This is a genomic window from Pseudomonas sp. GL-B-26, from assembly GCF_019947405.1.
Classification (GTDB): Bacteria; Pseudomonadota; Gammaproteobacteria; order Pseudomonadales; family Pseudomonadaceae; genus Aquipseudomonas.
Window position 1 is genome coordinate 29,873 of record NZ_JAGYGJ010000006.1, and the last position, 26,963, is coordinate 56,835.

A 26,963-nucleotide genomic window follows, 5' to 3' on the forward strand; every position below is an offset into this window, starting at 1 on the left:
TATCCTCGAAGGCGGTCAGTGTGAGGGCGTCGAGCGGGTCCAGGCCTGACGTACGGCGATCAGCAGTCCCAGCAGAATGAATCCGCCAGGAGCCAGGGTGGCCAGGCGCAACCCACCGTCGGCGGTCAGTACCCAGCCTTGCCAGTCCGCTTGCGCAGTGCCAGCCAGCCATGGCAGATGGCTGCCGAGTGTCCCGCTGCCGATGAGTTCGCGTAGCAAGCCAAGGCCCGCCATCAACGCGCCGAACAGGCCACACAGGCGCAGGCGATCACGCCAGGCGCTCTGGAAAAAACCGGTGTGTTCCAGCACAACGCATTGCAAGGCAATCAATCCTGCATAGAACCCTGCATGTTGGTGCCATTGCAGCGACCAGACTTGCGCGGCGAGTTCCGTGCAGCTGGTCAGCGTGGCCGCCAGCAGGACGCAGGCAAGCAGATGTGTCGCAGGGATCAGCCGGGATCGCAAGGCGCCCATGCTCACCCCAAAAGCACTGATCACCAAGATGAACATCAGCCACAAACCCACAGCGGTCACCAATGAATCCGTGGCACCAATCAGCGGTGCAAGCATCAGCGAATTCTGCAGTGTCGATGACTTATTCATGTGCGCTGCTCCCGATCAACTGTTGCTGATGTTCGTCGAAATAGCGCAACGCGTCATGGATGGCGTTGATGACTGCTCTCGACGTAATGGTCGCCCCCGCTATTTGATCGAATTGCCCCTGATCCTTTTTCAAGGCCCAGCCATTGTCGGCCGGTTCGGTTCGGGATTTTCCGGAAAAAGCCTGGAGCCAGGCATTGGGCCAGTCAGCGAGTCGACCGCCCAGCCCCGGAGTTTCCGATTGCTTGAGCGTTTTGACGCCCAGCACCTTGCCGTTTGCGCCGATGGCGATCAGCAATTCGATGGAACCCTCGTAACCCAGGGTCTGGCTGCGCAGCAACACAGCGCTGGGCTGGCCTGTCTTGGTCACCAGGTAGCCACCTAGCAGCGTGCTGTTGGCCAACCCAATGTTTCCGAGGGCGAGTGGCTGTTCCAGCGGCTGATTGTCGTAGCTTTCAGCGGGGAGCAGGTCCAGCAGGTTACGACTGTCGATCAGGCGCTGTTCGGCCGCAATGCGCGGCGCGCTGGTGTGCTGCACGAGGTAAGTCGCGCCAATCCCCAGGCCTGCCAGCAACACCAGGATCACAACGCTCGACGCTCGGCTCATGGCGTACCCCGTTCCAGTCTGGAGGCGGCAAACCGCTCCAGCGTCGGCACACAGAGGTTCATCAACAGCACGGCAAAGGCTACGCCGTCCGGATAGCCACCCCAGGTACGAATCAGGTACGTCAGCAGCCCCACGCCCGCGCCGAACAGCAGTCGCGCGCCGGGGCTTTTTGCGCCGGACACCGGTTCCGTGACGATGAAGAATGCACCCAGCATGCTCGCGCCAGTGAGCAGATGAAACAGCGGCGAACCATGGGAGTCGGAGCCCGAGCCGTTCCAGCACAGCAGGCTGATGATGAACAGGCTGGCGAGCATGCCGACCGGCGCATGCCAGCTGAACACCCGTCGTTGCAGCAGAAACGCGCCGCCCGCCAGAAAGGCCAGGTTGACCCATTCCATGCCTCGGCCGCCGAAATGACCGAACGCCGGGTTAGCGGCAAACAGTTCATCCATGGTCAGGCTTTTGTTGATCCGCAGGCTGTCCAGCGCCGTGGCCTGGACCCACGCATCTGGCGTCTGCCCGAGGCTGAACCCGAACACCTGCTGCAAGCCGCCGATCAGGTCCAGCCCATGGGATGACGGCCAGTGGGTCATCTGTTGGGGAAAGGTCACCAGCACCAGGGCGAAGCCCAGCATTGCCGGGTTGAACGGGTTCTTGGCAACGCCGCCATACAGGTGTTTGCCGAACACCATCGCGAACGCCGCGGCACAGACCGTCAGCCACCACGGGCAGTAAGGCGGCAGGGCCAGAGTCAACAGCGTCGCGCTGACCAGTGCACTGCCGTCGCTCAGGGTCGGCTTGAGCGCAAGCTTGCGCAAGCGCAACACGGTCGCTTCAACGGCCAGTGCGGTAACACCCGTCAGAATCAGGTTGATCAACACGCCCCAGCCATACAGCCAGAAAAACACCAGCATTCCCGGCACGGTGGCCAGCAAGACCAGCTTCATGGCTTGCTGAAGTCGCTCGTCGACCGACTCAAGGGGCGGCATAGGCATCCACCTGACGCTCGGCTTCATTCACTGCGAGTTCCAGGGCTTGGATCTGCTCAGCCGACGCTTCGCTGGCTTGGGCTTTCTTGAGTTCGGCGCGGCGCATGGCCAACTGGATCTTTGCCCGATTCAGCTGCGCATTTTTCGCCGGAGCGACAGGCGCCGGGGCTGGCGGTGCGGTACTTTCCAGTTTCGCCAACGCCTGTTCGGCAACCTCGAATTGCTGTTGCAGGACGATCAGTTGCGACTGCTGTTCGAAGGTCGGTGGATGCCCGAACGCCTTGAGTGACTTGTTGAGTTGCGCCCGACTCATCGCCAGATCGATCTTGGCCTTTTTCAATGCAGCATCCGCGTTAGCTGCCTTCTGTGCGCGGACTCGCTCAAGAGCGGTCTGAACCGGATCGAGTGTCGCCACCTCAGTGTGCTGGACGGCGCGCTGGGCTCGGGCCTGACGTTCGGCGATTTTCTGTTCTTCTTCACGACGCAGGCGAGCGTTGCGCTGTTCGAATCGGCGCCGCGCGTGATCGCGCTTGGCCGCCCGAGCGCGTTGTTCCTCAAGGCTGAACGCCAGGCCGCCGACAATCGGCAGCACCGTGGCCAGCGGCAATGGCCGCATTTCGATGCAGTCCACCGGGCACGGCGCTACGCACAGGTCGCACCCGGTGCATTCATCGACGATCACCGTGTGCATCAATTTCGCCGCGCCGACAATGGCATCCACCGGGCAGGCCTGAATGCACTTGGTGCAACCAATACACTCCGCTTCACGAATATAGGCGATCTGCGCCGGGGCTGAACCGCGACTGACGTCCAGTTCCAGCACCGGCACTTTCAACAGTTCGGCCAAGGCGGCGATGGTCTCGCTGCCGCCCGGCGGGCACTTGTTGATCGGTTCGCCACTGGCAATGCCTTCGGCGTACGGCTTGCATCCGGGATGGCCGCACTTACCGCATTGGGTCTGCGGCAAGAGGGCGTCGATGCGTTGAATCAGACTCATGTTTTGATCAGTCCACTGAATCCGAGAAAGGCCACTGCAATCAGTCCGGCGCCGATCAGGTCGATCGGCAGGCCGCGAAAGGGCAGGGGGATATCATTTTCGAGTGTGCGTTGGCGCAAGTCGCTGAACAGACTCAGTACCAACCAGAAACCCAGGCCGGCACCCAGGCTCAGGGCCATGGCGTGGAAGAAGCCTTTGTCGTCCTGAGCGTTGAGCAGCGTCAGGCCGAGTACGCCAGCATTGCCCAGCAGCAGGGGCCAGAGGCCATCGAACGCAAGCTTTGGAAGTAACCGGGATAGCACTTTCAGCAGCGGGCCAATCAGCAGAACGCTTAATGGCAGGAAGACGAAAAGGCGTAGCGACGTCAGCTCCATTGGGACCAGCAACCAACGGTACGCCGAGTAGCCCACCGTGCCGACGATCAGCATCAAACACATTGTCGCAAGGCCCAGTGCGTGGACTTGCCGATGCTCGTTGCCCAGCAGCGGATCGACGCCCAGCGGCCAGTGCAACACGAGGTTGTTGATCAGGGCAGTGCTGATAAGCGTAAGAATAATTTCGGTCATGATCGTGCCGGCAAGAACGGGGCTTTTTAACGGAGCGGTCTAAAAAGCTTAGGCATTATCCGGCAAGGACGGAGGGTGGGCCAGACATGAAAATCCCACAGTCGCAGCAGGTACGACTGTGGGATCGGTTTACAGCAGAGCCTTACTTGATGCGCTGACCTGGTTTGGCGCCGCTGTCAGGGCTGAGCAGGTAGATTTCTTCACCGCCAGGGCCGGCCGCCATCACCATGCCTTCGGAGATGCCGAACTTCATTTTCCGTGGCTTGAGGTTGGCGATCATCATGGTCAGACGACCATTGAGCTTGGACGGATCCGGATAAGCGCTCTTGATCCCGGAGAACACGTTGCGTTGCTCGTCACCGATGTCCAGGGTCAGGCGCAGCAGTTTGTCGGCACCTTCCACGTGTTCGGCCTTGAGGATCAGGGCGACGCGCAGGTCGACAGCGGCAAAGGCATCGAACTCGATTTCCGGCGACAGCGGATCCTTGGCCAGTTCGCCATTGCCGGCAGGTGCAGCGTCGCCGGTGTCGGTAGCGCTGGCGGTCAGGTCTTCTTTCGAGGCGTCGCTCATGGCTTGCACTTTCACCGGGTCGATACGGGTCATCAGCGGTTTGAACTCGTTCAGCTGATGGTTGCTGAGCAAGGTGGCGTGGTCGTTCCAGGTCAGCGGCGCGACGTTCAGGAACGCCTCGGCGTCGGCGGCCAGCAGCGGCAGCACCGGCTTGAGGAAGATCACCAGCTGGCGGAACAGGTTCACACCCAGGGCGCAGATGGCCTGGACTTCGTCTTGCTTGCCTTCCTGTTTGTTCAGCGACCAAGGCGCCTTGTCGGCGATCCAGGCATTGGCACGGTCGGCCAGGCCCATGATCTCGCGCATGGCACGGGCGAAGTCGCGAGCCTCGTAGGCTTCGGCGATGCTCGGCGCTGCGGCCAGGAACGCTTCGGTCAGTTCCGGCGCGGCATTACCCGCCACCAATACACCGGCGTTGCCTTTATGGATGAAACCGGCGCAACGGCTGGCGATGTTGACGACTTTGCCGACCAGGTCCGAGTTGACCTTCTGCACGAAGTCTTCAAGGTTCAGGTCGAGGTCGTCGACGCCACGGCTCAGCTTCGCCGCGTAGTAGTAGCGCAGGTATTCCGGCGACAGGTGGTCGAGATAGGTCCGGGCCTTGATGAAGGTACCGCGGGATTTGGACATTTTCTGACCGTTGACGGTCAGGTAACCGTGCACGTTGATGCCGGTCGGTTTACGGAAACCGGCGCCTTCGAGCATGGCTGGCCAGAACAGGGCGTGGAAGTTGACGATGTCCTTGCCGATGAAATGGTACAGCTCGGCGGTGGAATCCTTGCCCCAGAACGCGTCGAAATCAAGTGTAGGCGTGCGGTCGCAGAGGTTCTTGAAGCTGGCCATGTAGCCGATCGGCGCGTCCAGCCAGACATAGAAGTATTTGCCTGGCTCGTCAGGGATTTCGAAACCGAAGTACGGCGCATCGCGGGAGATGTCCCACTGTTGCAGGCCGGCGTCCAGCCATTCGGCGATCTTGTTCGCCACGGCCTCTTGCAGGGTGCCGCTGCGGGTCCAGGCTTGCAGCATTTCCTGGAAGTCCGGCAGCTTGAAGAAGAAGTGCTGGGAATCCTTGAGCACCGGAGTGGCGCCAGAGATCGCCGACTTCGGATCCTTCAGGTCGGTTGGCGCGTAAGTCGCACCGCATTTTTCGCAGTTGTCGCCGTACTGGTCTTCGGTGCCGCATTTCGGGCAGGTGCCCTTGATGAAGCGGTCGGCCAGGAACATTTTCTTTTCCGGGTCGAAGTACTGAGTGATCGAACGCTGGGCGATATGCCCGGCGTCGCGCAGCTTCAGGTAGATCTGGCTCGACAGCTCACGGTTTTCTTCGGCGTGAGTGGAGTGGAAGTTGTCGAAGTCCACCAGGAACTCGGCAAAGTCGGCGCTGTGTTCAGCCTGGACGTTGGCGATCAGTTGTTCCGGGGTGATGCCTTCCTTTTCCGCGCGCAGCATGATGGCCGAACCGTGGGCGTCGTCGGCGCAGACATAAATGCATTGATTGCCGCGGTGCTTCTGGAAGCGCACCCACATATCGGTCTGGATGTATTCCAGCATGTGGCCAAGATGGATCGAACCATTGGCATAGGGCAGGGCGCTGGTGACGAGGATCTTGCGTGGCTCGGACATGGGGCTCGGCTACTTGATGAAACGGAGGTCGGCCACTATAAAGCGCCGGCGCATATTTTTCACCCCCGCTACCGGCACCGCGGACCTTTGTAGCAGCTGCCGAACGCAGGCTTCGCCAGCTGCTACAGGTAGCATTTGACCATGGGTTGTTTGTCACATCCTGAAAGCATGCCGTCCGGACTATAGAACAGGTACGATACCCGCCTGATTTTCCAGTCTTGCTATCGGAGTTGCCCATGAGCGCCGTCAATCGCGCAGCGGTGGAAGCCGTCCTTCGCCAATACACCGACCCTTACCTGAACCAGGACCCGGTCAGCGCCGGGTGCGTACGCGGCATCGACATTCAGGGTGATCGCGTCAGCGTCCAGCTGGAGCTGGGTTACGCCGCCGGTCTGTTCAAGAGTGGCTGGGCGCAGTTGCTGCAAATGGCCATTGAAGGGCTGGACGGCGTGACCGTCGCCCGCGTCGAGATCACCAGTGTCATTGCCGCGCACAAGGCTCAAGCGCAGATCCCGGGGCTGGCCAACGTCAAGAACGTGGTGGCCGTGGCGTCCGGCAAGGGCGGTGTGGGTAAATCCACCACCGCCGCCAACCTGGCCCTGGCCCTGGCCCGCGAAGGCGCCAAGGTCGGAATTCTCGACGCGGACATTTACGGACCGAGCCAGGGCATCATGTTCGGCATCCCCGAAGGCACCCGACCGAAGGTCAAGGATCAGAAGTGGTTTATTCCGATCGAGTCCCATGGTGTCGAAGTCATGTCCATGGCGTTCCTGACCGACGACAACACGCCGATGGTCTGGCGCGGACCGATGGTTTCCGGCGCCTTGTTGCAACTCGTCACTCAGACCGCCTGGGGCGACCTGGATTACCTGGTCATCGACATGCCGCCAGGCACCGGCGACATCCAGCTGACTCTGGCGCAGAAAGTCCCGGTGGCCGGCGCGGTGATCGTTACCACGCCACAAGATCTGGCATTGCTGGACGCACGCAAGGGCGTGGAGATGTTCCGCAAGGTCAACATCCCGGTGCTGGGCGTGGTGGAAAACATGGCCGTGCACATCTGCTCCAACTGCGGGCATGCAGAGCATCTGTTCGGTGAGGGCGGTGGTGTGAAACTGGCCAACCAGTACGGCGTCGAGCTGCTGGCTTCGTTGCCGCTGGCGATGGCCATCCGCGAACAGGCCGACGGCGGCAAGCCAACGGTGATCGCCGAGCCTGACAGTCCGATTGCGATGGTTTACCAGGAACTGGCCCGCCATGTCGGCGCACGAATCGTGTTGCAGGAAGCGGCGACACCGGCCATGCCGAACATCACGATCAGCGACGATTGATTCGCTGAAAAAAGATCGCAGCCTCGCTTCGCTCGACAGCTCCTACAGGTATTAAGCCAATCCATGTAGGAGCTGTCGAGCGAAGCGAGGCTGCGATCTTTTGATCTTGCTTTAAATCCGTAACCCGCCATCCAACTCGATAATCCGCCCGTTGTAGTAGTCGTTTTCGAAAATGTAGACCGCTGAATGGGCGATCTCTTCAGGCGTGCCCATGCGCTTGAGTGGAATCGCGGACGTTATCTTCTCCAGCGCCTCAGGCTTCATGCTCAGCGTCATTTCGGTTTCGATAAAGCCCGGTGCAATGGCTGCCACACGAATACCGTAGCGTGCCAATTCCTTGGCCCAGGTCACGGTCGCCGCAGCGACACCGGCCTTGGCGGCGGAGTAGTTGGTCTGGCCGGCGTTGCCGGCACGGGAGATCGACGAGATATTAATGATCGCGCCGCTGTTGTTCAGCTCGATCATTTTGGCCGCGACTTCACGGGTGCACAGGAATACGCCGGTGAGGTTGACGTCGATGACCGACTGCCACTGGGCCAGGCTCATTTTGGTCATCTCGCCGTCCTTGACCTTGATCAGCAAGCCATCGCGCAGGATCCCCGCGTTGTTGATCAGGCCATGGATCGCGCCGAAGTCTTCGGCCACCTGGGCGACCATGTGCGTCACTTGCTCTTCATTGGCGACATTGCACAGATAAGCGCGAGCCTCGACGCCTTTAGCCGTGCAAGCGGCGACGGTGTCGTCGAGCTTTTCCTGGTTCAGGTCCACCAGCGCCAGCTTCGCGCCTTTACCGGCGAAATACTCAGCCATGGAACGGCCTAAACCCTGGCAACCGCCGGTGATAATGATTACTTTGTCAGTGAGTTTCATTCGCATGCCCCAATAGCAGATCAGAGGAGTGATTTCCTTTCAGAGAGTAGCCTCTCGATCTGCACCTGATGCGGCCTGGCTGCACATGAGAACTGCCCCGATGGCGTACTGGAACTTATCCCCAGGCGCCTGTCCGTTTTTTCGACGGATTCTATATAAGGAGTCATAAATTGAGCGTTGAAGCGGCCAAGAATGCCCGAGAATTGCTTCTCAAGGAATACCGTGGAGTACTCTCGACACACTCCAAGGCGATGCCCGGTTTCCCGTTTGGCTCCGTGGTTCCGTACTGTCTGGATGAGCAGGGCCGGCCGCTGATCCTTATCAGCCGCATCGCCCAGCACACGCATAACCTGCAGAAGGATCCAAAATGCTCACTGTTTGTGGGTGAGCGCGGGGCCGAAGACGTACAAGCCGTTGGTCGCCTGACCTACCTCGCCGAAGCGGAAAAGCTCGAGGACGACACCGCCATCGAAGCGGCGGCTGAGCGTTACTACCGCTATTTCCCGGATTCGCAGAGCTACCACAAGGCCCACGATTTCGATTTCTGGGTGCTCAAACCGGTACGTCACCGTTACATCGGCGGCTTCGGTGCGATTCACTGGGTCGATCAGTTAACGCTGGCCAACCCGTTTGCCGGCAAGGCCGAAGCGAGCATGGTCGAGCACATGAATGCCGATCACGCCAAAGCCATCGCCCACTACGTCGAGCTGGCGGGCCTGCCGAAAACCGAACCGGCACAACTGGCGGGTATCGACACCGAAGGCATGCACCTGCGCATTGGTCAGGGGCTCTATTGGTTGCCGTTTCAAGCGCCGTGTAATACGCCGACACAAGTGCGCGAAGCCTTGGTTTTCCTGGCTCACGCCGAACATTGGCCGAAAAATGAAGTGGCCGACGCTTGAATTCACGAATCGGCGACGTCATCTAGGGAAGACTGGCAAGGCATTCTTGCGTTGAGGAACCATTTGATGCGCCCTTTTTTATTGCTCTTTGTACTGTTCCCGGTGTTGGAGCTGTTCGTATTCGTCAAGGTCAGCGGGGCGATCGGGTTTTTCCCGGCCCTGCTGCTGGTCATTCTCGGCTCGATGCTCGGCGTGTTCGTGCTGCGTATCGCTGGTCTGGCAACCGCATTGCGTGCTCGTGAAAGCCTGAACCGGGGCGAGTTGCCGGCCCAGACCATGCTCGAAGGCTTGATGCTGGCGCTGGCGGGTGGTCTGTTGATCCTGCCGGGCTTCGTCACTGACGTGCTGGGTCTGATCATGTTGCTGCCGATCTCTCGTCGACTGTTGGCCAATAAAATGCGCCAGCGTGCCGAAGAAGCGGCGATCCGTCAGCGTGCGTTCGCCGACGACCTGCAACCACGTGGCGGTCCTGCTCCGCAGCAGCCGCTGGGGCGTGAGCCCAATGTGATCGAAGGCGAGTTCGAACACCGCGACTCCAAGTAAATCGTTTCACCTGCACGGCACCTTCGGGTGCCGTGTTCGTTTTCGGGGCGTCAATGTAAAAAATTTCGATCCCCGCCCTTGTAATAAGCTTATGCGCCCTTATGTAACGGTCACCGCAAGGTTTCTGGCGATTACGCCAGACAGACTTCCGCGGTTCGCTCGACGAACCGCACCCGGCACCGCCGGATTTGTTAAACCCGCCGGGAATACACCGGCCGATGAAAACCACAATTAGGAGAGATCGACAATGAAGCTTCGTCCTCTGCATGACCGCGTCGTCATCCGTCGCAGCGAAGAAGAAAAGAAAACCGCTGGCGGTATCGTCCTGCCAGGTTCGGCTGCTGAAAAAGCCAACAGCGGCGAGATCCTCGCTGTCGGTACCGGCCGCGTGCTGGACAACGGTGAAGTGCGTGCACTGGCCGTTAAAGTGGGTGACAAGGTTGTGTTCGGCCCGTACTCCGGCAGCAACACCGTGAAAGTCGACGGCGAAGACCTGTTGGTAATGAGCGAGAACGAAATCCTCGCTGTTATCGAAGGCTGATTCCCCGCTCATTTTCCCGCTACTACAAAGTATTTAAGGAATATCGATCATGGCTGCTAAAGAAGTTAAATTCGGCGATTCCGCCCGCAAGAAAATGCTCGCCGGTGTCAACGTCCTGGCTGACGCAGTAAAAGCGACCCTGGGCCCTAAAGGCCGTAACGTGATCATCGAGAAGAGCTTCGGCGCTCCGACCATCACCAAGGACGGCGTGTCCGTTGCCAAAGAAATCGAGCTGAAAGATCGCTTCGAAAACATGGGCGCGCAGCTGGTCAAAGACGTTGCCTCCCGTGCCAACGATGACGCAGGCGACGGCACCACCACCGCTACCGTTCTGGCTCAATCGATCGTCAACGAAGGCCTGAAAGCCGTCGCTGCCGGCATGAACCCGATGGACCTGAAGCGCGGCATCGACAAAGCGACCATCGCTATCGTCAAAGAGCTGAAAGCCCTGTCCAAGCCTTGCGCTGACACCAAGGCCATCGCTCAGGTCGGCACCATCTCGGCCAACTCCGACAGCTCCATCGGCGACATCATTGCCGAAGCCATGGAAAAAGTCGGTAAAGAAGGCGTGATCACCGTTGAAGAAGGCTCGGGCCTGGAAAACGAACTGTCGGTTGTTGAAGGCATGCAGTTCGACCGTGGCTACCTGTCCCCGTACTTCGTCAACAAGCCAGAGACCATGACTGCCGAGCTGGACGGTCCGCTGATCCTGCTGGTCGACAAAAAGATCTCGAACATCCGCGAAATGCTGCCAGTACTGGAAGCCGTTGCCAAAGCCGGCCGTCCACTGCTGATCGTGGCCGAAGACGTTGAAGGCGAAGCCCTGGCGACTCTGGTTGTGAACAACATGCGTGGCATCGTTAAAGTCGCAGCCGTCAAGGCTCCAGGCTTTGGCGACCGTCGCAAGGCCATGCTGCAGGACATCGCTGTTCTGACTGGCGGTACCGTTATCTCCGAAGAGATCGGTCTGAGCCTGGAAAGCACTACCCTGGAACACCTGGGTAATGCCAAGCGCGTGATCCTGTCCAAAGAAAACACCACCGTGATCGACGGTGCCGGCGTTGAGGCTGACATCCAGGCTCGCGTTCTGCAGATCCGTCAGCAAGTGGCCGACACTTCGTCCGACTACGACCGTGAAAAACTGCAAGAGCGTCTGGCCAAGCTGTCCGGCGGCGTTGCAGTGATCAAGGTTGGCGCTGGTTCCGAAGTTGAAATGAAAGAGAAGAAAGCCCGCGTTGAAGACGCCCTGCACGCTACCCGTGCAGCCGTTGAAGAAGGCGTGGTACCTGGCGGCGGCGTAGCACTGGTTCGCGCTCTGCAGGCAATCTCCGAGCTGAAAGGCGACAACGATGACCAGAATGTTGGCATCCAGTTGCTGCGTCGCGCTGTTGAAGCGCCACTGCGTCAGATCGTTGCCAACTCCGGCGACGAGCCAAGCGTAGTGGTCGACAAGGTCAAGCAGGGTTCGGGTAACTACGGTTACAACGCTGCTACCGGCGAATACGGTGACATGATCGAAATGGGTATCCTGGACCCGGCTAAAGTGACTCGTTCGGCTCTGCAAGCGGCTTCGTCGATTGCCAGCCTGATGATCACCACCGAAGCCATGATCGCTGAGATCAAGGAAGACGGTCCAGCTGGCGGCGGCATGCCAGACATGGGCGGTATGGGCGGCATGGGCGGCATGATGTAAGCCAGCCTTACCCCGTACGAAAAAACCCCGCCTGCGATAAGCAGGCGGGGTTTTTTATTGCCCGGAGTTTTGATAGTCACATCAGTCAATGTGGGAGCGGGCTTGCTCGCGAAGGCGGTAGATCAGTCAACTTATGTGTTGAATGGAACACCGCTTTCGCGAGCAAGCCCGCTCCCACATTTTTGATCTGTGTTTCAGGCGCTGGCCGGTTGTGCTTCGGACTCTCGCTCAGCCTTGGAAGCCGGGCGATAAAGGATGTAGTAATACGCCCCCAGACAAATCAGCCAGCAGAAAATCGCCGTCCACACGTTGTGCGAAAAGAAGTGTGCGCCCTGCATCATCCGGCTGATGGAAAACACCGTGCCCAGCGCGAAAGCGAACACAAACGCCTTGCGCGCCAGGCGCGGACGACGGTCGCGCAGGACAAAGAACAGCGCAAACAGTGTGAAACCGGTTGCCGCATGACCGCCGGGCCAGCAACGGCCCGGTTTATCGGTGTGCGGGCGAGGGCTGAGCAGTTCGCTATAGGTTTCGTGACCACCGAACTGCTCAAGGCTCCACGGGCATTGAACGGCCGTCACCGCTTTGACTGGCGTGACAAAGGAGGTCGCCAGCGCCAGAGACAGCACCAGACAGCCCAGTTCCCGTTTGATCGGTTTGAGACTGTCCATGAAAAAGGAGGCGATGAAACCAAAGATGGCCAACACCGAGAAGGCGATGACCACTTGCTTGGCGCGGTCATGCAGGATGTCTTCCAGGAAGTAACTGTGCCGCCCGATGAAATCCCCCGTGACCGGGTCATAGAACAGCTTGGCAAGGTCCATGTCCAGGGACGTCAGTTCGAGCAGCACCAGAATGATCGCCGCGATGGCGGGAACGCCCAGGCATACCCAGAAATTCAGCGGGAGGGAGGCGGGACGGACAGCAGTTGATGACATGGTGGATCCTGAACTAAGGAAAAAGCCCCGGGGCATCAGCCCGGGGCGATTCGATTAACGTTCGCTGACCTGGTCGGTGCCCTCCATGGGCGCCCTCCAGCCAAGCAGCTGTTGCTTGAAGCCATAACTGGCGGTTTGGTAATAGGTGATAGCGCGGGCAATCAATGGGTCGCTGGCGGTGGCCCGGGACTCGCGGCTCTCGGTCAGTGCTTCATCATGACGGCGCAGCCCTTGGCGAGGGCTCAGGATCGCCAAATCCTTGCCGTCGAACAAGCCCAGATGCTGGTAATTGCCAACGACCACGCGGGGCGGCAGTGGATTGTCCTGCAGCAGGTTACGGCCGAAGAAGGTTGATTGATAATCCAGATTCAGCAACCCCAGCAAGGTCGGCGCCAGGTCGATCTGGCTGGCAAGCTGCGCGGTTTCCCGTGCGTGGATCAGCTTCGGTGCATAGATGAACAGCGGAATCTGATAGTTTTTGATCGGCAAGTCTTCCATGCCGGCGCTGCCAGCCGTGTGGTCGGCGACGAAGACGAAGATTGTATTGTCAAACCACGGCTTCTGGCGCGCCTGATCGAGGAACTGACCAATGGCATAGTCGGTGTACTTCACCGCGCCGTCGCGACCGTTGCCGGATTTGATGTCGATCCGGTTGTCCGGGTAGGTATAAGGACGATGATTGGAGGTGGTCATCAGTTGCAGCAGAAACGGCTGCTGTTTCGCATAGTCAGCGTCGGCCAGTTTGAGGGTCTGCCTGTACAGGTCTTCGTCAGCCATGCCCCAGGCATTTTTGAAATGGATCTCTGATTCATCGACGCTGCTCTGGTCCACCACACGGTAACCGTTGCCACTGAAGAACGCGTTCATATTGTCGAAGTAACCGCGTCCGCCATAGACGAATACGCTGTCGTAACCCACGGCGCTGAGTTGCTGGCCGAGGCTGGCGAAACCGCTTTCACGGCCCACACGCTTGACGATCGAACGCCCCGGGGTTGGCGGGATCGCCAGGGTAATGGCCTCAAGGCCGCGATCGGTGCGGGTGCCGGTGGCATAGAAGTTGTTGAAATACAGACTCTGCTTGCGCAAGGCATCGAGGTTGGGTGTCAGGTTGCGGTTGTCACCGTTACTGCCCATGTACTTGGCGCTGAAGCTTTCAATCGTCACCAGCACAATGTTGGGTTTGCGCGCAGTGCCCGGGTTGTCGATCATCCGGCGAATGTCCTGCGGATCCTCGCCGATGAAACGTGCGTTGGGTTCGTTCAATTCGGCACGAATCTGCTGAGCAACGATTGCCGGCGGCAGGCTGCTGTAGAACTGCGGGTAATCCAGTTCGTTGTTACGGAATGCTGCAAAGAACTGATAGGGCCCATTGCTCGCCAGTTCGTTCTGATAGGCATTACCGCCCTGGGCGCGCGGCGAATCCTGGCTGAGCAGTTGCAAGCTCAGGCCTGCGACAATCAACAGGCCCAGCGCATTCAGCAGGCGCCCGCGCAATGGCGGCAACGGTGCGTCCAGCGCGGCATTGAAAGGTTTGCGCAACGCAAAGCTCAGGGTGACGGCCAACACGGCAAGGATGCTCAGCAGCGTACCGATCGGATAAGACTCCAACAGGTTGTTCAACACTTCGTCGGAGTACACCAGGTAATCGACGGCGATGAAATTGAATCGCACACCAAACTCATCCCAGAACAGCCATTCGGCCACGGAAGTGAACAGCATGGCGAACAGGCTGACGGTCAGCAGCCCCTGAAGGAACCAGCGATGGCCGCGGCGGCGCCACAAGGCCGGTGGGCAGAGCAGCAAGTAGAGGCCCATCGGCAGCGCTGCGTAGGCAATGAAGCCCAGGTCGTAAAGCAGGCCGATGCCAAACACCGACAGAAATCCGCTACCGGCCTCGTCCAGATGGGTGAGCAGCAACACCGTGCGGGTCAGCAAGAAAATGACCAGCCATGTGCCGGTCACGAGCAGGAGAAAGCGCATTGGCGCGGTCTTGAAGAGGTCCATTGTTTGTACATTCCTTAACAACAATTGCGTGGGATTCTCGCCCCACCCCTGTAGTCGGCTTGTGAATCGATAGTGAAAAACGTGTTAACTCTATCATTTGGTTGAGCGGATTGATTCCAGGCACCGTAACCCTAGCCCTGAGTCACACTTGGCCTTAAGCTGCGCGGGCCAAGACGGCCGTTACTGTGTACGCAGGAGATACCCATGCGAATTCTATTGGTTGAAGACAACCGCGATATCCTGGCCAATCTGGCCGATTACCTGGGGCTCAAGGGTTATACCGTGGATTGCGCGCAGGACGGTTTGTCAGGCTTGCACTTGGCGGCTACTGAGCATTACGACTTGATCGTGCTCGACATCATGTTGCCTGGCATCGACGGTTACACCCTCTGCAAACGCCTGCGCGAAGACGCGCGCCGCGACACGCCGGTGATCATGCTCACCGCTCGCGATCAATTGGACGACCGGCTGCAAGGCTTTAAATCCGGCGCCGATGACTACCTGATCAAACCCTTTGCCCTGTCTGAATTGGCGGCGCGAATCGAGGCGGTCATGCGTCGCACCCAGGGTGGCGGTCGCCGTACGTTGCAGGTCGGCGATCTGAACTACGACCTCGACACCCTGGAAGTCACCCGCGAAGGTCGTCTGCTCAAACTCAACCCGGTGGGCCTGAAGTTGCTGGCCGTGCTGATGCAGAAAAGTCCGCATGTGCTGCGCCGGGAAATTCTCGAAGAGGCTCTGTGGGGTGACGACTGCCCGGACAGCGACAGCCTGCGCAGCCACGTCCATCAATTGCGCCAGGTGATCGACAAGCCGTTCGCCAAACCGTTGCTGCAAACCGTGCACGGTGTGGGTTATCGCTTGGCCGAGGGCCGAGATGGAGTTTAAACAGAGCCTTGCTCAACGGATCATCATCGCCTTTGCGCTGATGAGCGCACTGGTCGCGGGAACCTTTGCCATGGGTATTGTGGCGACCGTGCACCTGGTGGAAGAAAAACTGATTTCGGCAGGTCTGGGGGGCGATTTACAACGGCTGTTGCTGATGGACAGTGTCACGGACTGGAGCCATCGTCCCGAGCCGGATCAGCTGTTCTATTTCAGTGGCGGGCCGGGCGATTTTCAGTTGCCCAAGGATTTACGCCATCTGGAGTCGGGTTTTCACGAAGTGTTTCGCGAACATCTGTCGTATCACGCGATGGTCGAAGTCGTCGACGGCCGGCGTTATGTGCTGTTGCAGGATCAGAGCGATTTCGAAGAGCGTGAACGGGTGCTGTTTGCCGTAGTGCTGGTGGGCTTCGTTCTGAGTCTGGCATTGGCGGTGTTTCTCGGCTGGGTACTGGCGCGCAAAGTGATGGCGCCCGTGGTGCGACTGGCCCGACAGGTCCGTCACCGTGATCAATTGTTAGGTATGGCGCCACCGCTGGCGCCGGATTACGCGGCCGATGAGGTGGGCGAATTGGCCGTGGCCTTCGACGCCACCCTCGGGCGCTTGCGCCAGGCGTTGACCCGCGAACGGTTGTTCACCAGCGACGTCAGCCATGAGCTGCGCACGCCATTGATGGTGCTGGCCAGTTCCTGCGAGCTGCTGCTGGAAAACCCCGGTATCGATCAGCGTGGACGTGCTCAGGTCGAGCGAATCGCCCGCGCCTGTGAAGAAATGCGCGAGCTGGTGCAAACCTTTCTGATGTTGGCCCGCGCACAACGTGAAGACGCCAGCATGTCGCCCCAGCAGACCCTGAACCAGGTCGCCGATGGACTGCTCAATCTGTGGCGCGAGCCGATCGAGTCCAAGGGGCTGGCGCTGATCTTTGAACCGGGCAATCCGGCCGACACTTGCTACAACGCAACCCTTATGCACGCGGTCATGGGCAACCTGCTGCGTAATGCGCTGCATTACACCGAGCGCGGCTTTATTCGCCTGACGCTGACGGCCACCGGTTTCATCGTCGAAGACAGCGGCGTGGGCATTCCCGAGGAAAAACGCGAGGCGATGTTCGAGCCCTTCGTGCGTGGCAGCGAGAAACGCGGCGAAGGCCTGGGACTGGGGCTGTCGCTGGTGCAACGAATCTGTGAAAACCAGGGTTGGAGCGTCAGCCTGACGAATATGGAGCCCAACGGTTGTCGTTTTCAGGTGGAGTTGTCATCGAATAACTGATCGCCTGATTGAAGCGCAGTAACCCGGTGCAATCGTTTTCGTCTGTAAATCCTCGAAATGATTCGGGCTTTTACATCACATTTTTTTCACAAGGGCATGACCTGACGCTGACACGGCGCTACCTATCTTGGGGGCCATCAGCAGCTCAGGAGACCATTGATAATGGACGGCCCGATCAAACTTGATTTTTCCGAAAAATACGACGATCAACACGCTCAACGATACCTGCGCAAACACCAGGATGGCCTTGGCCGCCGCCTGTCTCACTGGCGTGACGAGCAACTGGCGCGCAAGGCGTTGTCACTGGCCGGTGAGCCGGGGCTGATCCTCGATTTGCCCTGTGGTGCTGGACGTTTCTGGCCATTGCTGGCGGAAAAAACCAATCGTGCGATCATCGGGGCCGACAACTCTGAATCCATGCTGAAGATTGCCATGCAGGCGCAACCTGCCGAGGTGGTGAAACGGGTACAACCCTTGCACACTTCTGCATTCGACATCGCCTTGCCTGATAACGCCGTCGACAGCATTTTTTGCATGCGTTTGCTCCATCACATCGGTGAAGCCGAGCATCGACTGGCTATTTTGCGTGAATTCGAGCGAGTAACGCGTGATAGCGTGATCCTTTCTCTGTGGGTGGACGGCAATTTCAAGGCGTGGAAACGCAAACGCGCCGAGAAAACCCGTGAGCAGGAAGGTTACCAAAATCGATTTGTGTTACCGGCTGCTACGGTTGAAAAGGAATTTGAGCAGGCGGGTTTTCGTATCCAGGAACAACTGGACTTTTTACCGCTCTATGCCATGTGGCGGGTCTACGTATTACGCAAGAGGTAACAGAATGGCAGTGCAATGTGCAGCAGAAACGGAAGTCACTCCCCAGGACCGCTTCGATTATTTTTGGAATCAGCGCGGTGAATGGGTAGAAGAACCCAACGCCCGTCGCGGTGGAGAAAGCGGTGTGCAGCGCGTCGTGAGCGGCAATGGACAGCTGCTGTACGTTAAACGTCAATCCGGGCATATCCATCGCAGCTTGCTGCACCCGTTCGGTCGGCCGACGGTATTGCGCGAGCGCGATGCGCTCATCGGCCTGAACCTGCTCAACGTTTGCGTTCCAGAAATCGTTTTCTGCGGTGCACAGCGCGATCCGGTGCATAAATGGCGCGCATTGCTGATCACCAAGGCGCTGGACGGCTTCGAGGAAATCGAACACTGGTACGCTGGCGGCGGTCGTGAGCGTCACGGTGAGGCCGTGCATGATCGAGTGTTGAAGGAACTGGCCGACAACCTGGCCCGGATGCACAAGGGCCGCTGGCAGCACAGCTGCCTTTACGCCAAGCACGTATTCGTACGCGTTACCGATGAAGGCGAGGCTGCCAAAGTTGAAGTGGCCTTGATCGATCTGGAGAAATGTCGGCAGCGTTTGACCGCACGGCAAGCGGCGATTCATGACATGAAGCAACTGCGTCGCCACTCGTCGTTCAGCACGACGGACTGGCAAAAACTCGTCTATTTTTATGAGACGGCGTTTGGCAGCGCTATCAAGGGTTTATAGCAATGAAACTCGAAATTGCACGAGGTGTATTTTTAATAGGAGCCTTGGCAGTTGCTTCACTGGCGGTGGCGGCATGGGAGCAGCCCCGCCCGCAGGTCCTCAGTTCCGTGAGCGGCGACGCGCATTGTCCATTGCCACGAGTTGCCAAGGCATCCGTGGCACCCCGCCCCGATCATGATTTATTGCTGTTCATGTTCGGACTTTCTCAAGGACTGAGGCCGCAAAGTTGAACAGATTGAAGCCCAAATAAAAGGCCTCGCTAATGCGAGGCCTTTTATTTGATTTTAGGGTTTGTCGGGTTTAGCCAGCAACGTGTAAACACACGGCAGCACAAACAACGTAAACAACGTTCCGATCGACATCCCCGTGGCGATCACCATGCCGATGTCGAACCGGCTGACGGCGCCCGCCCCCGTGGCGATGATCAACGGCACCATGCCGAACACCATTGCAGCAGTGGTCATCAACACCGGACGCAGACGAATGGCCGCCGCTTCCTCCACGGCCTCGCGCGGCGTCAGGCCTTTGTCCTTGCGTAACTGGTTGGCAAATTCGACGATCAGGATTCCGTGCTTGCTGATCAGCCCGATCAACGTCACCAGGCCGACCTGAGTGTAGATATTCATGCTCGACCAGCCCAGGAACAGCGGGATCAACGCGCCACAGATCGATAGCGGCACGGTCACCAGAATCACCAGCGGATCGCGGAAGCTTTCGAACTGAGCGGCCAGTACCAGGAAAATGATCGCCAGTGCCAGGGCGAAGGTGACCCACAGCGCACTGCCTTCCTGGACGTATTGCCGTGATGCGCCGGCATAGTCGAAGGCATAACCCACCGGGGCCTCTTCCCGGGCGATCTGGCGCACGGTGTCGATGGCTTCACCCATGCTGACCAGCGGCACCCCGGACAGGATGGCCGAGTTGAGCTGCTGGAACTGGTTCAACTGCCGTGGACGCGCCCGATCGGTCACGGTGATCAGGGTCGACAGGGCCAGCAGTTGGCCTTGGGTGTTCCTCACGTAATAGTTGTTCAGCCAATCAGGGTTATCCCGGAAGGGCCGTTCGACCTGCGCGATGACTTTGTAGCTGCGACCTTCAATGGTGAAACGGTTGATCTCGGCCTCACCCAGCAATGTCGCGAGCGTCCCGCCCAGGTCCTGCATGGAAACACCCATCTGCGCGGCCTTGGCGCGATCGATATCCACCACCACTTCAGGTTTGTCGAACGCCAGGTCAACGTCGACGAAGGCGAACTTGCCGGACTCCATTGCCCGCTTTTTCACCCGGTCGGTCACTTGCAGCAGCGACTCGTAATCGTTGGCTGAGTTGATGACGAACTGAAACGGCAGCCCCTCGCCGGTACCGGGCAGGGAAGGCAGGTTGAAGCCGAAAATCTGCAGCCCGGAAATGCTCTCCAGTTTGGCCTGCACCTCGGGCAGGATCTGCATTTGCGTGCGGCTGCGTTCGTTCCACGGCTTGAGCAGGAAGCCGCCGATCCCCGATTGCACGCCGTTGAAGCCGTTGATCTGAAACGACGAGTAATACTCGGGAAACGTCTTGAAGATCGTGACGAACTCGTCGGTGTAGGTGCTCAGGTAGTCGAGGTTGGCCGGTTGCGGGGCGTTGGCCATCATGAAAATGATGCCCTGGTCCTCGTCCGGCGCCAGTTCCGACTTGGTGAACTTGAGCAGCACGGGAATCAGGCACAGCACGATTACCGCGAACACCAGCACCACCGGCCGGGTGTTGAGGGTGCCGTGGAGCATGCTTTGGTAACGGCGCTTGAGGCCTTCGAAAATCAGGTCCAGACGATGGGCCAGACCGCTGGGATTTTCGTCGTGACGCAGCAGGAAGGCGCACATCATCGGCGACAGGGTCAGGGCGACGATGCCGGAGATCACCACCGCGCCGGCCAGGGTCAGGGCGAACTCCTTGAACAGCGCCCCCGTGAGCCCCGTCAGGAAGCCGATCGGCGCATAGACCGCCGCCAGCGTGATAGTCATCGAGACCACCGGCATGGCGATTTCCCGGGCGCCTTCGATGGCTGCATCCAGCGGTGTCTTGCCTTCTTCGATGTGCCGGTGGATGTTTTCCACCACCACAATGGCGTCGTCCACCACCAGGCCGATGGCCAATACCATCGCCAGCAACGTCAGCAGGTTGATCGAGTAGCCCATCATCTGCATGAAGAACATCACGCCGATCATCGACAGCGGGATGGTGACCACCGGGATCACCACCGAGCGCAGCGCGCCGAGAAACAGGAACACCACCACGATGACGATCAGCACCGCTTCGAACAATGTTTTGATCACCTCGTTGATCGAGGCCTGGATAAACAGCGTGGCGTCGTAGGCGATTTCACCTTTGAGGTTCGGCGGCAGCTGGGCTTCCAGGTCCGGCATGATCTTGCGCACTTCCTTGATCACGTCCAGCGGGTTGGCGCCGGGCGTGGCCTTGATGCCGATGTACACCGAAGGGGTGCCGCCGAAGGAGCTGATCGAGTTGTAGTTTTCCGCACCCATTTCAACCCGCGCTACATCGCTGAGCAGCACGCGACTGTCGCCCTCGACCTTGAGCGGAATCGCGGCAAAGGCTTCGGCGGACTTGAGCTCGGTATTGGCGTTGATGCTGGTAACGACGTACTCGCCTTTCACTTCGCCGGCGGCGGAGAGGAAGTTGTACTTGCGCACTGCATCGGTCACGTCGCTGGCACTCAGGCCGAAACCGGCCAGTTTTACCGGGTCCAGCCACAGGCGCATGGCGAACACCTGGTTGCCGAGAATCTCGGCTTCAGCCATGCCCGGCAGGGTCGCCAGTTTCGGCTGGATGACCCGCGACAAGTAGTCGGTAATTTGCGGGTTGCTTAGCTCCTTACTGAAGAAGCTGATGTACATCAGTGCCGAGGCGTCGGCGGCTTCCTTGCTCAGCACCGGGTCTTCGGCGTCCTGAGGCAGTTGGTTCTTCACCTCGTTGGCTTTGGCCAGCAGTTCGGTGAACAAGCGGTCGCTGTTGGAGCCGATGCGCGCGTAGATCGAGATCACCGAGAAGTTCTGGCGACTGACCGAGGTCATGTAATCGATGCCTTCGGCACTGGCCAGACTTTGCTGCATCGGTTGGGTGATGTAGCCCTGAATGGTTTCGGCGTTGGCCCCGGGGTAAGCGGTGGTCACCGTGATCAGGGCGTTTTCCATTTGTGGATATTGGCGCAGCGGCAACTTGCTCCAGGCCTGGAAGCCCAGCAGCACAATCAACAGGCTGACCACGGTGGCGAGCACCGGGCGGCGGATGAACGGGTCGGTAAAAGCCATGGGGATTCCTTGATCAGTCCGCACGCGGCGGGCTGTTCTTCTCGGCTAAGGTCTTGTCGTCGCTGATCGCAATGTGTGCGCCGTTGTCCAGTTTGATCTGGCCGGCCGTGACCACTTTTTCGCCGTTCTGCACGCCTTTGGTGATCATCACTTGCCCATCGCGGCGCTCGCCGGTTTCGATGAAACGCCGTTCGGCGATCAGGATCGGTTGGCCCTTATCGTCTTTTTCCAGGCTGCCGTCTTCGGCTTTTTTCTGCGCGACGACATAGAGCGAGTTGCCGTACAGCGTGTAAGTGATCGCACTTTCCGGCACGACGATGCGCGGCTGCGGGTCGGGTAACAACACCTGCAGGCTGGCGAACATTCCGGGTAGCAGCTTGCCGTCAGGGTTAGCCAGGGTTGCGCGGACCTGAACGTTACGGGTGCTGTTTTCGACTTTCGGGTTGATCGCGCTGATGGTGCCGGGGAAGGTTTGTGTCGGGTAGGCCGCGACAATGATCTGCACCGGTTGGCCGAGAGCAATCTTCGGTATCGACTGCTCGGGTACGAAGAAGTCTACATAGAGGCTGCTGAGGTCTTGCAGGGTGGCAATCATGGTGCCACTGGCGAGATAGTCACCGATGTCCACCTGACGAATGCCGATGGTCCCGCTGAACGGTGCGAGCAAGCGTTTTTTAGCCAGTGCCGCGTTGAGCTGATTGACCGTGGCCCGGCTCTTTTTCAGCACTGCCGAGAGCCGGTCGAACTCGCCTTTGGAAATGGCCTGGCTGCCCACCAATTGGCTGCCGCGACCGTAATCGAGCTGCGCCAGACCCAGGTCGGCCTGAGCGGTTTCGAGCAGGGCGGTTTCTACCACGCTATCAAGCAGAAGCAGCGGTTGACCGACCTTGACCTTCTGGCCTGACTCGAACTGCAAATCGATGACGGTGCCGTCGGTCTCCAGGCTCAGATCTACGCCTTGCAGCGCCTTCAGGGTGCCGACGGTGGGCAGGCGGGCTTGCCACGGCCGTTCGGTGGCAGTGGCCACGGCGACACTGATCGCTGGTTTCGGCACAGCAAAGCCCTGAATCATCGTATAGATGGAGAGGGCTTTGTAACCGGCCAGCACCAGCACGATCAGCAAAACAACGCCCAACATGATCAGCATGCGGCGACGCAGCATATTTCCACTTCCTTGGAGAAAATCAGGTGAGACAGTCGGGAACATTACTCCGAGTGTGCCGGGGATTCCAACTGGCAGAACTTACAGGTAGGCGTCACCCCGACCTGTAGCAGCTGGCGCAGCCTGCGTTCGGCTGCGAAGCAGTCGTGAAATCAGGCACCGCGATGTTTCATGCCAACCGAGGTGTCAGGATTTGCGACTGCTTCGCAGCCGAACGCAGGCTTCGCCAGCTGCTACAAAGGGCTGTGTTTAGATGAGGTGAAGGTGGTTGTCCCAGAGCCCTGCGGGTAGATCGAGGGGTTTTGCTACAAGGCTTGTCTGGCGGCAGTCGTAAAACCGGCAGCGTCCTTGACCCGAGGTCACGACAAAGCCATCGGCTACCGCACCGACCCCGGCGCAATCGGGAAGTGGCGCGTCCAGGCGCACTTCGCCGCTGTCCAGGTCCCAGATGAAAAAGCGGTTGCCCCGTGGCGCAGTCAACGCGACCAGGCGCAGTTCGCTGTGTACCGCGACGCTGGCGGTGTAATGCCCCATGGCCTGCAACTGATGCTCAGGCACCGGGAAGGCCACGAACGGCTGACCGGGACGCTTGATCGCCAGCAGCTCCGACGACTCATGGGACGGGCCCATGAATTGCTGGCCGGCGACGATGGTGCCGTCGCTGGCAATCCCCAAATGACGCACGCTATTCATCTGCTGGGCGAGGGTTTCCTTGCTCAGCAGGGTGCCATCGCGTTGCATCAGGACCAGGCTCGGTTCCATGGCGTTGAGGTTCATCTCGACGCGGCTTTCGGCCTCGGTGCGAATGCCGCCGTTGGCCACCACCAGGGTTTCACCGTCGGGCATCCAGGACACCTGATGCGGACCGACGCCATGAGTCGAAATCTCACCGCTGTGCACCAGCCGCTCACCTTCGAGCTTATACACACCGAGCAAGCCGCGCCCCGGATCAGAGGTGTCGTTCTCGGTGGCGTACAGCCAGTCGCCGTTCTTGTGAATCACCGCGTGACCGTAGAAGTGCCGGTTCGGCAGCGAGGTCACGGTTTGCAGCAGCGTGCCGTCGCGCAGGTCGATCAGGTAACTCTCGGTGCCAGGACGACGGGCGACGAACAGCGCTATCGGCAGCGTCGGGTGGTTGATGATGTCGTGGCAACGCTGGCCGACCTGGGTGGCAAACACCCGGGTGCCGTCAAGCCGGTAACCAACGGCGTAGTGTTTGCCGTCGGAATCGTCCCGCGCCGAGAGCAGCAGCGGGCTTTTGTCCTTCTGCTTGAACAGCGTCCAGCCGCCCAGTGTCACCGCACCCAGCAGCAAACTACCTAACGTCAGAGCCTGGCGTCGCAGCATGGAACTTGCCCTCATCAGTCACCGTCGTTGGCGTTGAAGCCCAGTTGGATGCCCAGCGCCTTGGCCAGTTCGCCTTCGTGCAGGCGGTGGACGACGTTGAGGCCGTCGTAGATATCGTTGAGTTGCTGGCGACCGGCGTCGTCATTGAGCATCTCGGTCAGCGAGCGCTGGTTGCTGGCGAACAGTTTCAGGGCCGCGGCATAAGCGGCATCGATCTTGTCGGCCAACGGTTTTTGCTCGCTCGGCAACAGGCCGCGCAGGCCTTTGTTGTCGACGCCTTCCCACACCGTTTTGGCGGCGGCGAGGCTGGCTTCGAGGCCGGTCAGGGACGACTGGCTGCGCCATGCATCGGCCTGGAACGGTTGCGGCACACCCTTCGTCTGGCGGCCCATCGGCGTGCCGAGTTTTTTCTTCAGGCTGTCGATGGCGGTGACTTGCACGCGCAACAGATCGGCGATGGCTTCGTGGGAATCGGCGTAGCGCTGGTTCGGGAATTTGCTCAATTGCGCGAGCATGCCGTCGGTGTTGTTCCAGGTTTTCAGGATCTCTTCGGCCAGCTGTTTCTGACGCTCGCCAATCGCGATCAGCAGCGGGCAGTACTTGGCTTTCTGTTCAGCGTTGGCCACATCAGGCTTGCTGTCGAACAGGATGTATTCGTAGGCGGAAAGGCCTTGAACCACAACGCTGGACTTGGCCAGGGCAGCGGCATCGATCTGCGGCTGTGCGGTGACCAATTGCTCGACCTGACGGCCGACGAGGTTTTTCTTGTCCGGCCAGAACTGCACCTGCCAGGCGCGATTGCCTTCGGCCAGCGGCCCGATCAGCAGCGGTTGCAGCTCGGCCCAGGCTTTCTGCGCGTGCAGGAAGTCGGCGCGGGCGGTGTCGAGGTTCTCCTTGCCTTCGCAGTAGGCCAACGCACTGACGGCCAGTTGGCGATCGGCTTCAACCCAACGCGTGTAGGTCGGCAGGATCACCGATTTGGCGATGGCTGCTGACGTGACGGCCTGTGGATCCTGAGGCGAACAGGCGCCCAAGGCTAGCGCGGCAAGGCTGGTGAACAACAATTTGGGACGGAACATGTCGGGCTCCCGCTATGGAATACGTATTAAAGGGAATTCAAGAACGCCAGCAACGCAGCGCGCTGCCCGGCGTTGAAAGACAAAACCTGTTGCTGCGCCGCTGTTGCTTCGCCGCCATGCCAGAGCACGGCTTCGAGCAGATTGCGGGCGCGGCCATCGTGCAGAAACTGAGTGTGCCCACTGACCGCTTGCGTCAGACCGATGCCCCACAACGGCGGGGTACGCCAGTCGCGGCCGCTGGCCTGGAATTCGGTACGGTTGTCGGCCAGACCGTCGCCCATGTCATGCAGCAGCAGATCGCTGTAAGGGCGAATCACTTGATTGGCCAGTTCAGGTTCTGCGGCGTTGGCGGCGGTGGTGTATTTCGGGGTGTGGCAGGACTGGCATCCAGCCCGGAAAAACAGATTCTTGCCGGCCAGCACCTCGGGGGCGCTGACATCGCGGCGGGCCGGTACGGCGAGGTTACGGCTGTAGAACAGCACCAGACGCAGGATGTTGTCGCTGACTTCCGGCTCGCCATCCGGGCCATTGCCATTCGGTGCCTGTTTGCAGGCGGTTTGCGCGTCGGTGCAGTCGTCGACGGGCCTCAGGCTTGTGGTCAGGCCCATGTCACCGGAAAACGCATGAACATTTTGTTGATTGAGGTTCGGTTGGCCGGCCTTCCAGCCGAATCGGCCGAGAACGGTTTTTTGCTGCGCGTCATCCCAGACCCGGTTCGGGCGTCCGGCGATACCGTTTTTGTCTTTTGCCTGAGCCTCGGCATTGGCCAGGATCGCCTCGTCGGGAATCGCTTCGAGCAGGCCCAGGCCAATCATTGGCGGTGCGACCCTGGCCGAGAAGCGCGTGTCAGGGTGCATCGGGCCATAGCCGAGCTGGGTGATCTGCAACGTCGGCTTGCGCAACTCGACTTCGGTGCCGTCCTTGAAGCGAATCGGAACGGGCGTGTAATCGACGCGCACTTTGCCTTCCGGCACGACACCCGGCACGGACATGTCCTGGAATTGTCCGCCGTAGACCGGCTCCGGGACGACACCGAGCTGCTCGATGACCTTGGCATAGGCCGGCGCATCGGGAATCGACAGGCGTACCAGCATCGACACGGCGTTCTGCGCATCAGGCGTGGGCGGATGACCGCGACCGTCCTTGATGTGGCAGCCCTGACAGGCGTTGGTATTGAACAACGGGCCGAGACCATCCCTGGCGGTGGTGGTCGACGGGGCGATCACCCAGGGGTTGCGGAAGAAGCTGTTGCCAACGCTGAAATCCACCCGCCGTGACGGCGACAGGTTGGCGGATGGCAAGGAAAATGAGTTCTGATCGGTCTTGCGCACGGTTGCGCTGCCACCGGACCGGGCTTCACCGGGTTCGGCCTGGGTAAAACGCGGGGCGTCATCGCAGGCACTCAGGCCCAGGGCCAGAAACAGTGCGGACAAGCGAAGAGGCAGCGAGGGCATCAGACATCCTGCAAGACGAGCAAAACAAGGGGCGCAAAGTCTAACAGGGCAGGGGAGATTGAATAAGAGGAATTATCGTTTGGTTGATGTAGCGCAGGGTTTTGCGATGATCATCAGGTTAATCACAATCC

At 59.5% G+C, this 26,963-nt stretch carries 24 protein-coding genes; 10 read left to right on the plus strand and 14 right to left on the minus strand.

The window, feature by feature from the left end; all coding sequences use genetic code 11:
* Positions 1-15 precede the first annotated feature (15 nt).
* The 6 genes from KGB23_RS05675 to metG all read right to left on the minus strand — a co-directional run bounded on the left by KGB23_RS05675 (position 16) and on the right by metG (position 5,953).
* Complete coding sequence (locus KGB23_RS05675) at positions 16-603, minus strand: Rnf-Nqr domain containing protein (protein WP_223430243.1); 588 nt, start codon at positions 601-603, stop codon at positions 16-18.
* Positions 596-1,207, minus strand: a complete 612-nt coding sequence (locus KGB23_RS05680; protein WP_223430244.1) for an RnfABCDGE type electron transport complex subunit G — start codon at positions 1,205-1,207, stop codon at positions 596-598. Before KGB23_RS05680 ends, KGB23_RS05675 begins: the two co-directional genes overlap by 8 nt.
* Positions 1,204-2,196 (minus strand): RnfABCDGE type electron transport complex subunit D, encoded by a 993-nt coding sequence (locus tag KGB23_RS05685; protein ID WP_223430245.1) that lies wholly within the window; start codon positions 2,194-2,196, stop codon positions 1,204-1,206. Before KGB23_RS05685 ends, KGB23_RS05680 begins: the two co-directional genes overlap by 4 nt.
* The gene (gene rsxB / locus KGB23_RS05690; RefSeq protein WP_223430246.1) at positions 2,183-3,193 is read right to left on the minus strand and encodes an electron transport complex subunit RsxB; all 1,011 of its coding nucleotides are present in this window, start codon (positions 3,191-3,193) and stop codon (positions 2,183-2,185) included. Before rsxB ends, KGB23_RS05685 begins: the two co-directional genes overlap by 14 nt.
* Positions 3,190-3,759: an electron transport complex protein RnfA gene (locus tag KGB23_RS05695; protein ID WP_223430247.1), complete on the minus strand. Its 570-nt coding sequence runs from the start codon at positions 3,757-3,759 to the stop codon at positions 3,190-3,192. Before KGB23_RS05695 ends, rsxB begins: the two co-directional genes overlap by 4 nt.
* Before the next feature lie 142 nt (positions 3,760-3,901).
* Positions 3,902-5,953 (minus strand): methionine--tRNA ligase, encoded by a 2,052-nt coding sequence (gene metG, locus KGB23_RS05700; protein ID WP_046047100.1) that lies wholly within the window; start codon positions 5,951-5,953, stop codon positions 3,902-3,904.
* A 236-nt stretch (positions 5,954-6,189) separates the two neighbouring features.
* Here metG and apbC point away from each other — a divergent pair, with 236 nt between their 5' ends.
* On the plus strand, positions 6,190-7,284 hold the full coding sequence (gene apbC / locus KGB23_RS05705; protein ID WP_223430248.1) for an iron-sulfur cluster carrier protein ApbC: 1,095 nt from the start codon (positions 6,190-6,192) through the stop codon (positions 7,282-7,284).
* Positions 7,285-7,395: 111 nt separating this feature from the next.
* On the opposite strand, the gene KGB23_RS05710 is transcribed toward apbC, so the two are convergent.
* Positions 7,396-8,154 (minus strand): SDR family oxidoreductase, encoded by a 759-nt coding sequence (locus tag KGB23_RS05710; protein WP_223430249.1) that lies wholly within the window; start codon positions 8,152-8,154, stop codon positions 7,396-7,398.
* Between the two features lie 170 nt (positions 8,155-8,324).
* Between KGB23_RS05710 and KGB23_RS05715 the strand changes: the two genes are divergently transcribed.
* From KGB23_RS05715 to groL, 4 genes are all read left to right on the plus strand, one after another.
* Positions 8,325-9,056: a HugZ family protein gene (locus KGB23_RS05715; RefSeq protein ID WP_223430250.1), complete on the plus strand. Its 732-nt coding sequence runs from the start codon at positions 8,325-8,327 to the stop codon at positions 9,054-9,056.
* A 66-nt stretch (positions 9,057-9,122) separates the two neighbouring features.
* Complete coding sequence (locus tag KGB23_RS05720) at positions 9,123-9,599, plus strand: FxsA family protein (RefSeq protein ID WP_017340554.1); 477 nt, start codon at positions 9,123-9,125, stop codon at positions 9,597-9,599.
* A gap of 247 nt (positions 9,600-9,846) precedes the next feature.
* Entirely contained in the window at positions 9,847-10,140 is a 294-nt protein-coding gene (locus tag KGB23_RS05725; RefSeq protein ID WP_047532658.1) for a co-chaperone GroES, read from the plus strand.
* Between the two features lie 49 nt (positions 10,141-10,189).
* Entirely contained in the window at positions 10,190-11,833 is a 1,644-nt protein-coding gene (gene groL, locus KGB23_RS05730; protein ID WP_008155543.1) for a chaperonin GroEL, read from the plus strand.
* Positions 11,834-12,027: 194 nt separating this feature from the next.
* On the opposite strand, the gene KGB23_RS05735 is transcribed toward groL, so the two are convergent.
* Positions 12,028-12,771: a phosphatase PAP2 family protein gene (locus tag KGB23_RS05735; RefSeq protein WP_223430251.1), complete on the minus strand. Its 744-nt coding sequence runs from the start codon at positions 12,769-12,771 to the stop codon at positions 12,028-12,030.
* Between the two features lie 54 nt (positions 12,772-12,825).
* Positions 12,826-14,775, minus strand: a complete 1,950-nt coding sequence (locus KGB23_RS05740; RefSeq protein ID WP_223430252.1) for an LTA synthase family protein — start codon at positions 14,773-14,775, stop codon at positions 12,826-12,828.
* A gap of 204 nt (positions 14,776-14,979) precedes the next feature.
* On the opposite strand from KGB23_RS05740, the gene colR reads away from it, so the two are divergent.
* From colR to KGB23_RS05765, 5 genes are all read left to right on the plus strand, one after another.
* Entirely contained in the window at positions 14,980-15,663 is a 684-nt protein-coding gene (gene colR, locus KGB23_RS05745; protein WP_008155536.1) for a two-component system response regulator ColR, read from the plus strand.
* A complete protein-coding gene (locus tag KGB23_RS05750; protein WP_223430253.1) occupies positions 15,653-16,930 on the plus strand; it encodes a sensor histidine kinase in 1,278 nt (425 codons plus the stop codon). The genes colR and KGB23_RS05750 overlap by 11 nt, the downstream gene beginning before the upstream one ends.
* Before the next feature lie 162 nt (positions 16,931-17,092).
* Positions 17,093-17,761, plus strand: coding sequence for a class I SAM-dependent methyltransferase (locus tag KGB23_RS05755; protein ID WP_223430254.1), 669 nt, complete (start codon positions 17,093-17,095; stop codon positions 17,759-17,761).
* A 4-nt stretch (positions 17,762-17,765) separates the two neighbouring features.
* Positions 17,766-18,479 carry a lipopolysaccharide kinase InaA family protein gene (locus KGB23_RS05760; RefSeq protein WP_223430255.1) on the plus strand — a complete coding sequence of 238 codons (714 nt, stop codon included), beginning with the start codon at positions 17,766-17,768 and terminating at the stop codon, positions 18,477-18,479.
* Positions 18,480-18,481: 2 nt separating this feature from the next.
* Entirely contained in the window at positions 18,482-18,709 is a 228-nt protein-coding gene (locus KGB23_RS05765; protein ID WP_223430256.1) for a hypothetical protein, read from the plus strand.
* A 54-nt stretch (positions 18,710-18,763) separates the two neighbouring features.
* On the opposite strand, the gene KGB23_RS05770 is transcribed toward KGB23_RS05765, so the two are convergent.
* The 5 genes from KGB23_RS05770 to KGB23_RS05790 all read right to left on the minus strand — a co-directional run bounded on the left by KGB23_RS05770 (position 18,764) and on the right by KGB23_RS05790 (position 26,832).
* Entirely contained in the window at positions 18,764-21,790 is a 3,027-nt protein-coding gene (locus tag KGB23_RS05770) for a multidrug efflux RND transporter permease subunit (protein ID WP_223430257.1), read from the minus strand.
* A gap of 13 nt (positions 21,791-21,803) precedes the next feature.
* Complete coding sequence (locus tag KGB23_RS05775) at positions 21,804-22,952, minus strand: efflux RND transporter periplasmic adaptor subunit (RefSeq protein ID WP_223430258.1); 1,149 nt, start codon at positions 22,950-22,952, stop codon at positions 21,804-21,806.
* A gap of 249 nt (positions 22,953-23,201) precedes the next feature.
* Positions 23,202-24,299 (minus strand): DUF1513 domain-containing protein, encoded by a 1,098-nt coding sequence (locus KGB23_RS05780; RefSeq protein WP_223430259.1) that lies wholly within the window; start codon positions 24,297-24,299, stop codon positions 23,202-23,204.
* A 14-nt stretch (positions 24,300-24,313) separates the two neighbouring features.
* On the minus strand, positions 24,314-25,378 hold the full coding sequence (locus KGB23_RS05785; RefSeq protein ID WP_223430260.1) for an imelysin family protein: 1,065 nt from the start codon (positions 25,376-25,378) through the stop codon (positions 24,314-24,316).
* A gap of 26 nt (positions 25,379-25,404) precedes the next feature.
* Entirely contained in the window at positions 25,405-26,832 is a 1,428-nt protein-coding gene (locus tag KGB23_RS05790) for a di-heme oxidoredictase family protein (protein ID WP_223430261.1), read from the minus strand.
* Positions 26,833-26,963: the final 131 nt, after the last annotated feature.

Excerpts from the sequence above, each read along its gene's own strand:
- KGB23_RS05675 (WP_223430243.1), bottom strand. The coding sequence starts at position 603 with ATGAATAAGTCATCGACACTGCAGAATTCGCTGATGCTTGCACCGCTG.
- KGB23_RS05680 (WP_223430244.1), bottom strand. The coding sequence starts at position 1,207 with ATGAGCCGAGCGTCGAGCGTTGTGATCCTGGTGTTGCTGGCAGGCCTG.
- KGB23_RS05685 (WP_223430245.1), bottom strand. The coding sequence starts at position 2,196 with ATGCCGCCCCTTGAGTCGGTCGACGAGCGACTTCAGCAAGCCATGAAG.
- rsxB (WP_223430246.1), bottom strand. The coding sequence starts at position 3,193 with ATGAGTCTGATTCAACGCATCGACGCCCTCTTGCCGCAGACCCAATGC.
- KGB23_RS05695 (WP_223430247.1), bottom strand. The coding sequence starts at position 3,759 with ATGACCGAAATTATTCTTACGCTTATCAGCACTGCCCTGATCAACAAC.
- metG (WP_046047100.1), bottom strand. The coding sequence starts at position 5,953 with ATGTCCGAGCCACGCAAGATCCTCGTCACCAGCGCCCTGCCCTATGCC.
- apbC (WP_223430248.1), top strand. The coding sequence starts at position 6,190 with ATGAGCGCCGTCAATCGCGCAGCGGTGGAAGCCGTCCTTCGCCAATAC.
- KGB23_RS05710 (WP_223430249.1), bottom strand. The coding sequence starts at position 8,154 with ATGAAACTCACTGACAAAGTAATCATTATCACCGGCGGTTGCCAGGGT.
- KGB23_RS05720 (WP_017340554.1), top strand. The coding sequence starts at position 9,123 with ATGCGCCCTTTTTTATTGCTCTTTGTACTGTTCCCGGTGTTGGAGCTG.
- KGB23_RS05725 (WP_047532658.1), top strand. The coding sequence starts at position 9,847 with ATGAAGCTTCGTCCTCTGCATGACCGCGTCGTCATCCGTCGCAGCGAA.
- groL (WP_008155543.1), top strand. The coding sequence starts at position 10,190 with ATGGCTGCTAAAGAAGTTAAATTCGGCGATTCCGCCCGCAAGAAAATG.
- KGB23_RS05735 (WP_223430251.1), bottom strand. The coding sequence starts at position 12,771 with ATGTCATCAACTGCTGTCCGTCCCGCCTCCCTCCCGCTGAATTTCTGG.
- KGB23_RS05740 (WP_223430252.1), bottom strand. The coding sequence starts at position 14,775 with ATGGACCTCTTCAAGACCGCGCCAATGCGCTTTCTCCTGCTCGTGACC.
- colR (WP_008155536.1), top strand. The coding sequence starts at position 14,980 with ATGCGAATTCTATTGGTTGAAGACAACCGCGATATCCTGGCCAATCTG.
- KGB23_RS05750 (WP_223430253.1), top strand. The coding sequence starts at position 15,653 with ATGGAGTTTAAACAGAGCCTTGCTCAACGGATCATCATCGCCTTTGCG.
- KGB23_RS05755 (WP_223430254.1), top strand. The coding sequence starts at position 17,093 with ATGGACGGCCCGATCAAACTTGATTTTTCCGAAAAATACGACGATCAA.
- KGB23_RS05760 (WP_223430255.1), top strand. The coding sequence starts at position 17,766 with ATGGCAGTGCAATGTGCAGCAGAAACGGAAGTCACTCCCCAGGACCGC.
- KGB23_RS05765 (WP_223430256.1), top strand. The coding sequence starts at position 18,482 with ATGAAACTCGAAATTGCACGAGGTGTATTTTTAATAGGAGCCTTGGCA.
- KGB23_RS05770 (WP_223430257.1), bottom strand. The coding sequence starts at position 21,790 with ATGGCTTTTACCGACCCGTTCATCCGCCGCCCGGTGCTCGCCACCGTG.
- KGB23_RS05775 (WP_223430258.1), bottom strand. The coding sequence starts at position 22,952 with ATGCTGCGTCGCCGCATGCTGATCATGTTGGGCGTTGTTTTGCTGATC.
- KGB23_RS05780 (WP_223430259.1), bottom strand. The coding sequence starts at position 24,299 with ATGCTGCGACGCCAGGCTCTGACGTTAGGTAGTTTGCTGCTGGGTGCG.
- KGB23_RS05785 (WP_223430260.1), bottom strand. The coding sequence starts at position 25,378 with ATGTTCCGTCCCAAATTGTTGTTCACCAGCCTTGCCGCGCTAGCCTTG.
- KGB23_RS05790 (WP_223430261.1), bottom strand. The coding sequence starts at position 26,832 with ATGCCCTCGCTGCCTCTTCGCTTGTCCGCACTGTTTCTGGCCCTGGGC.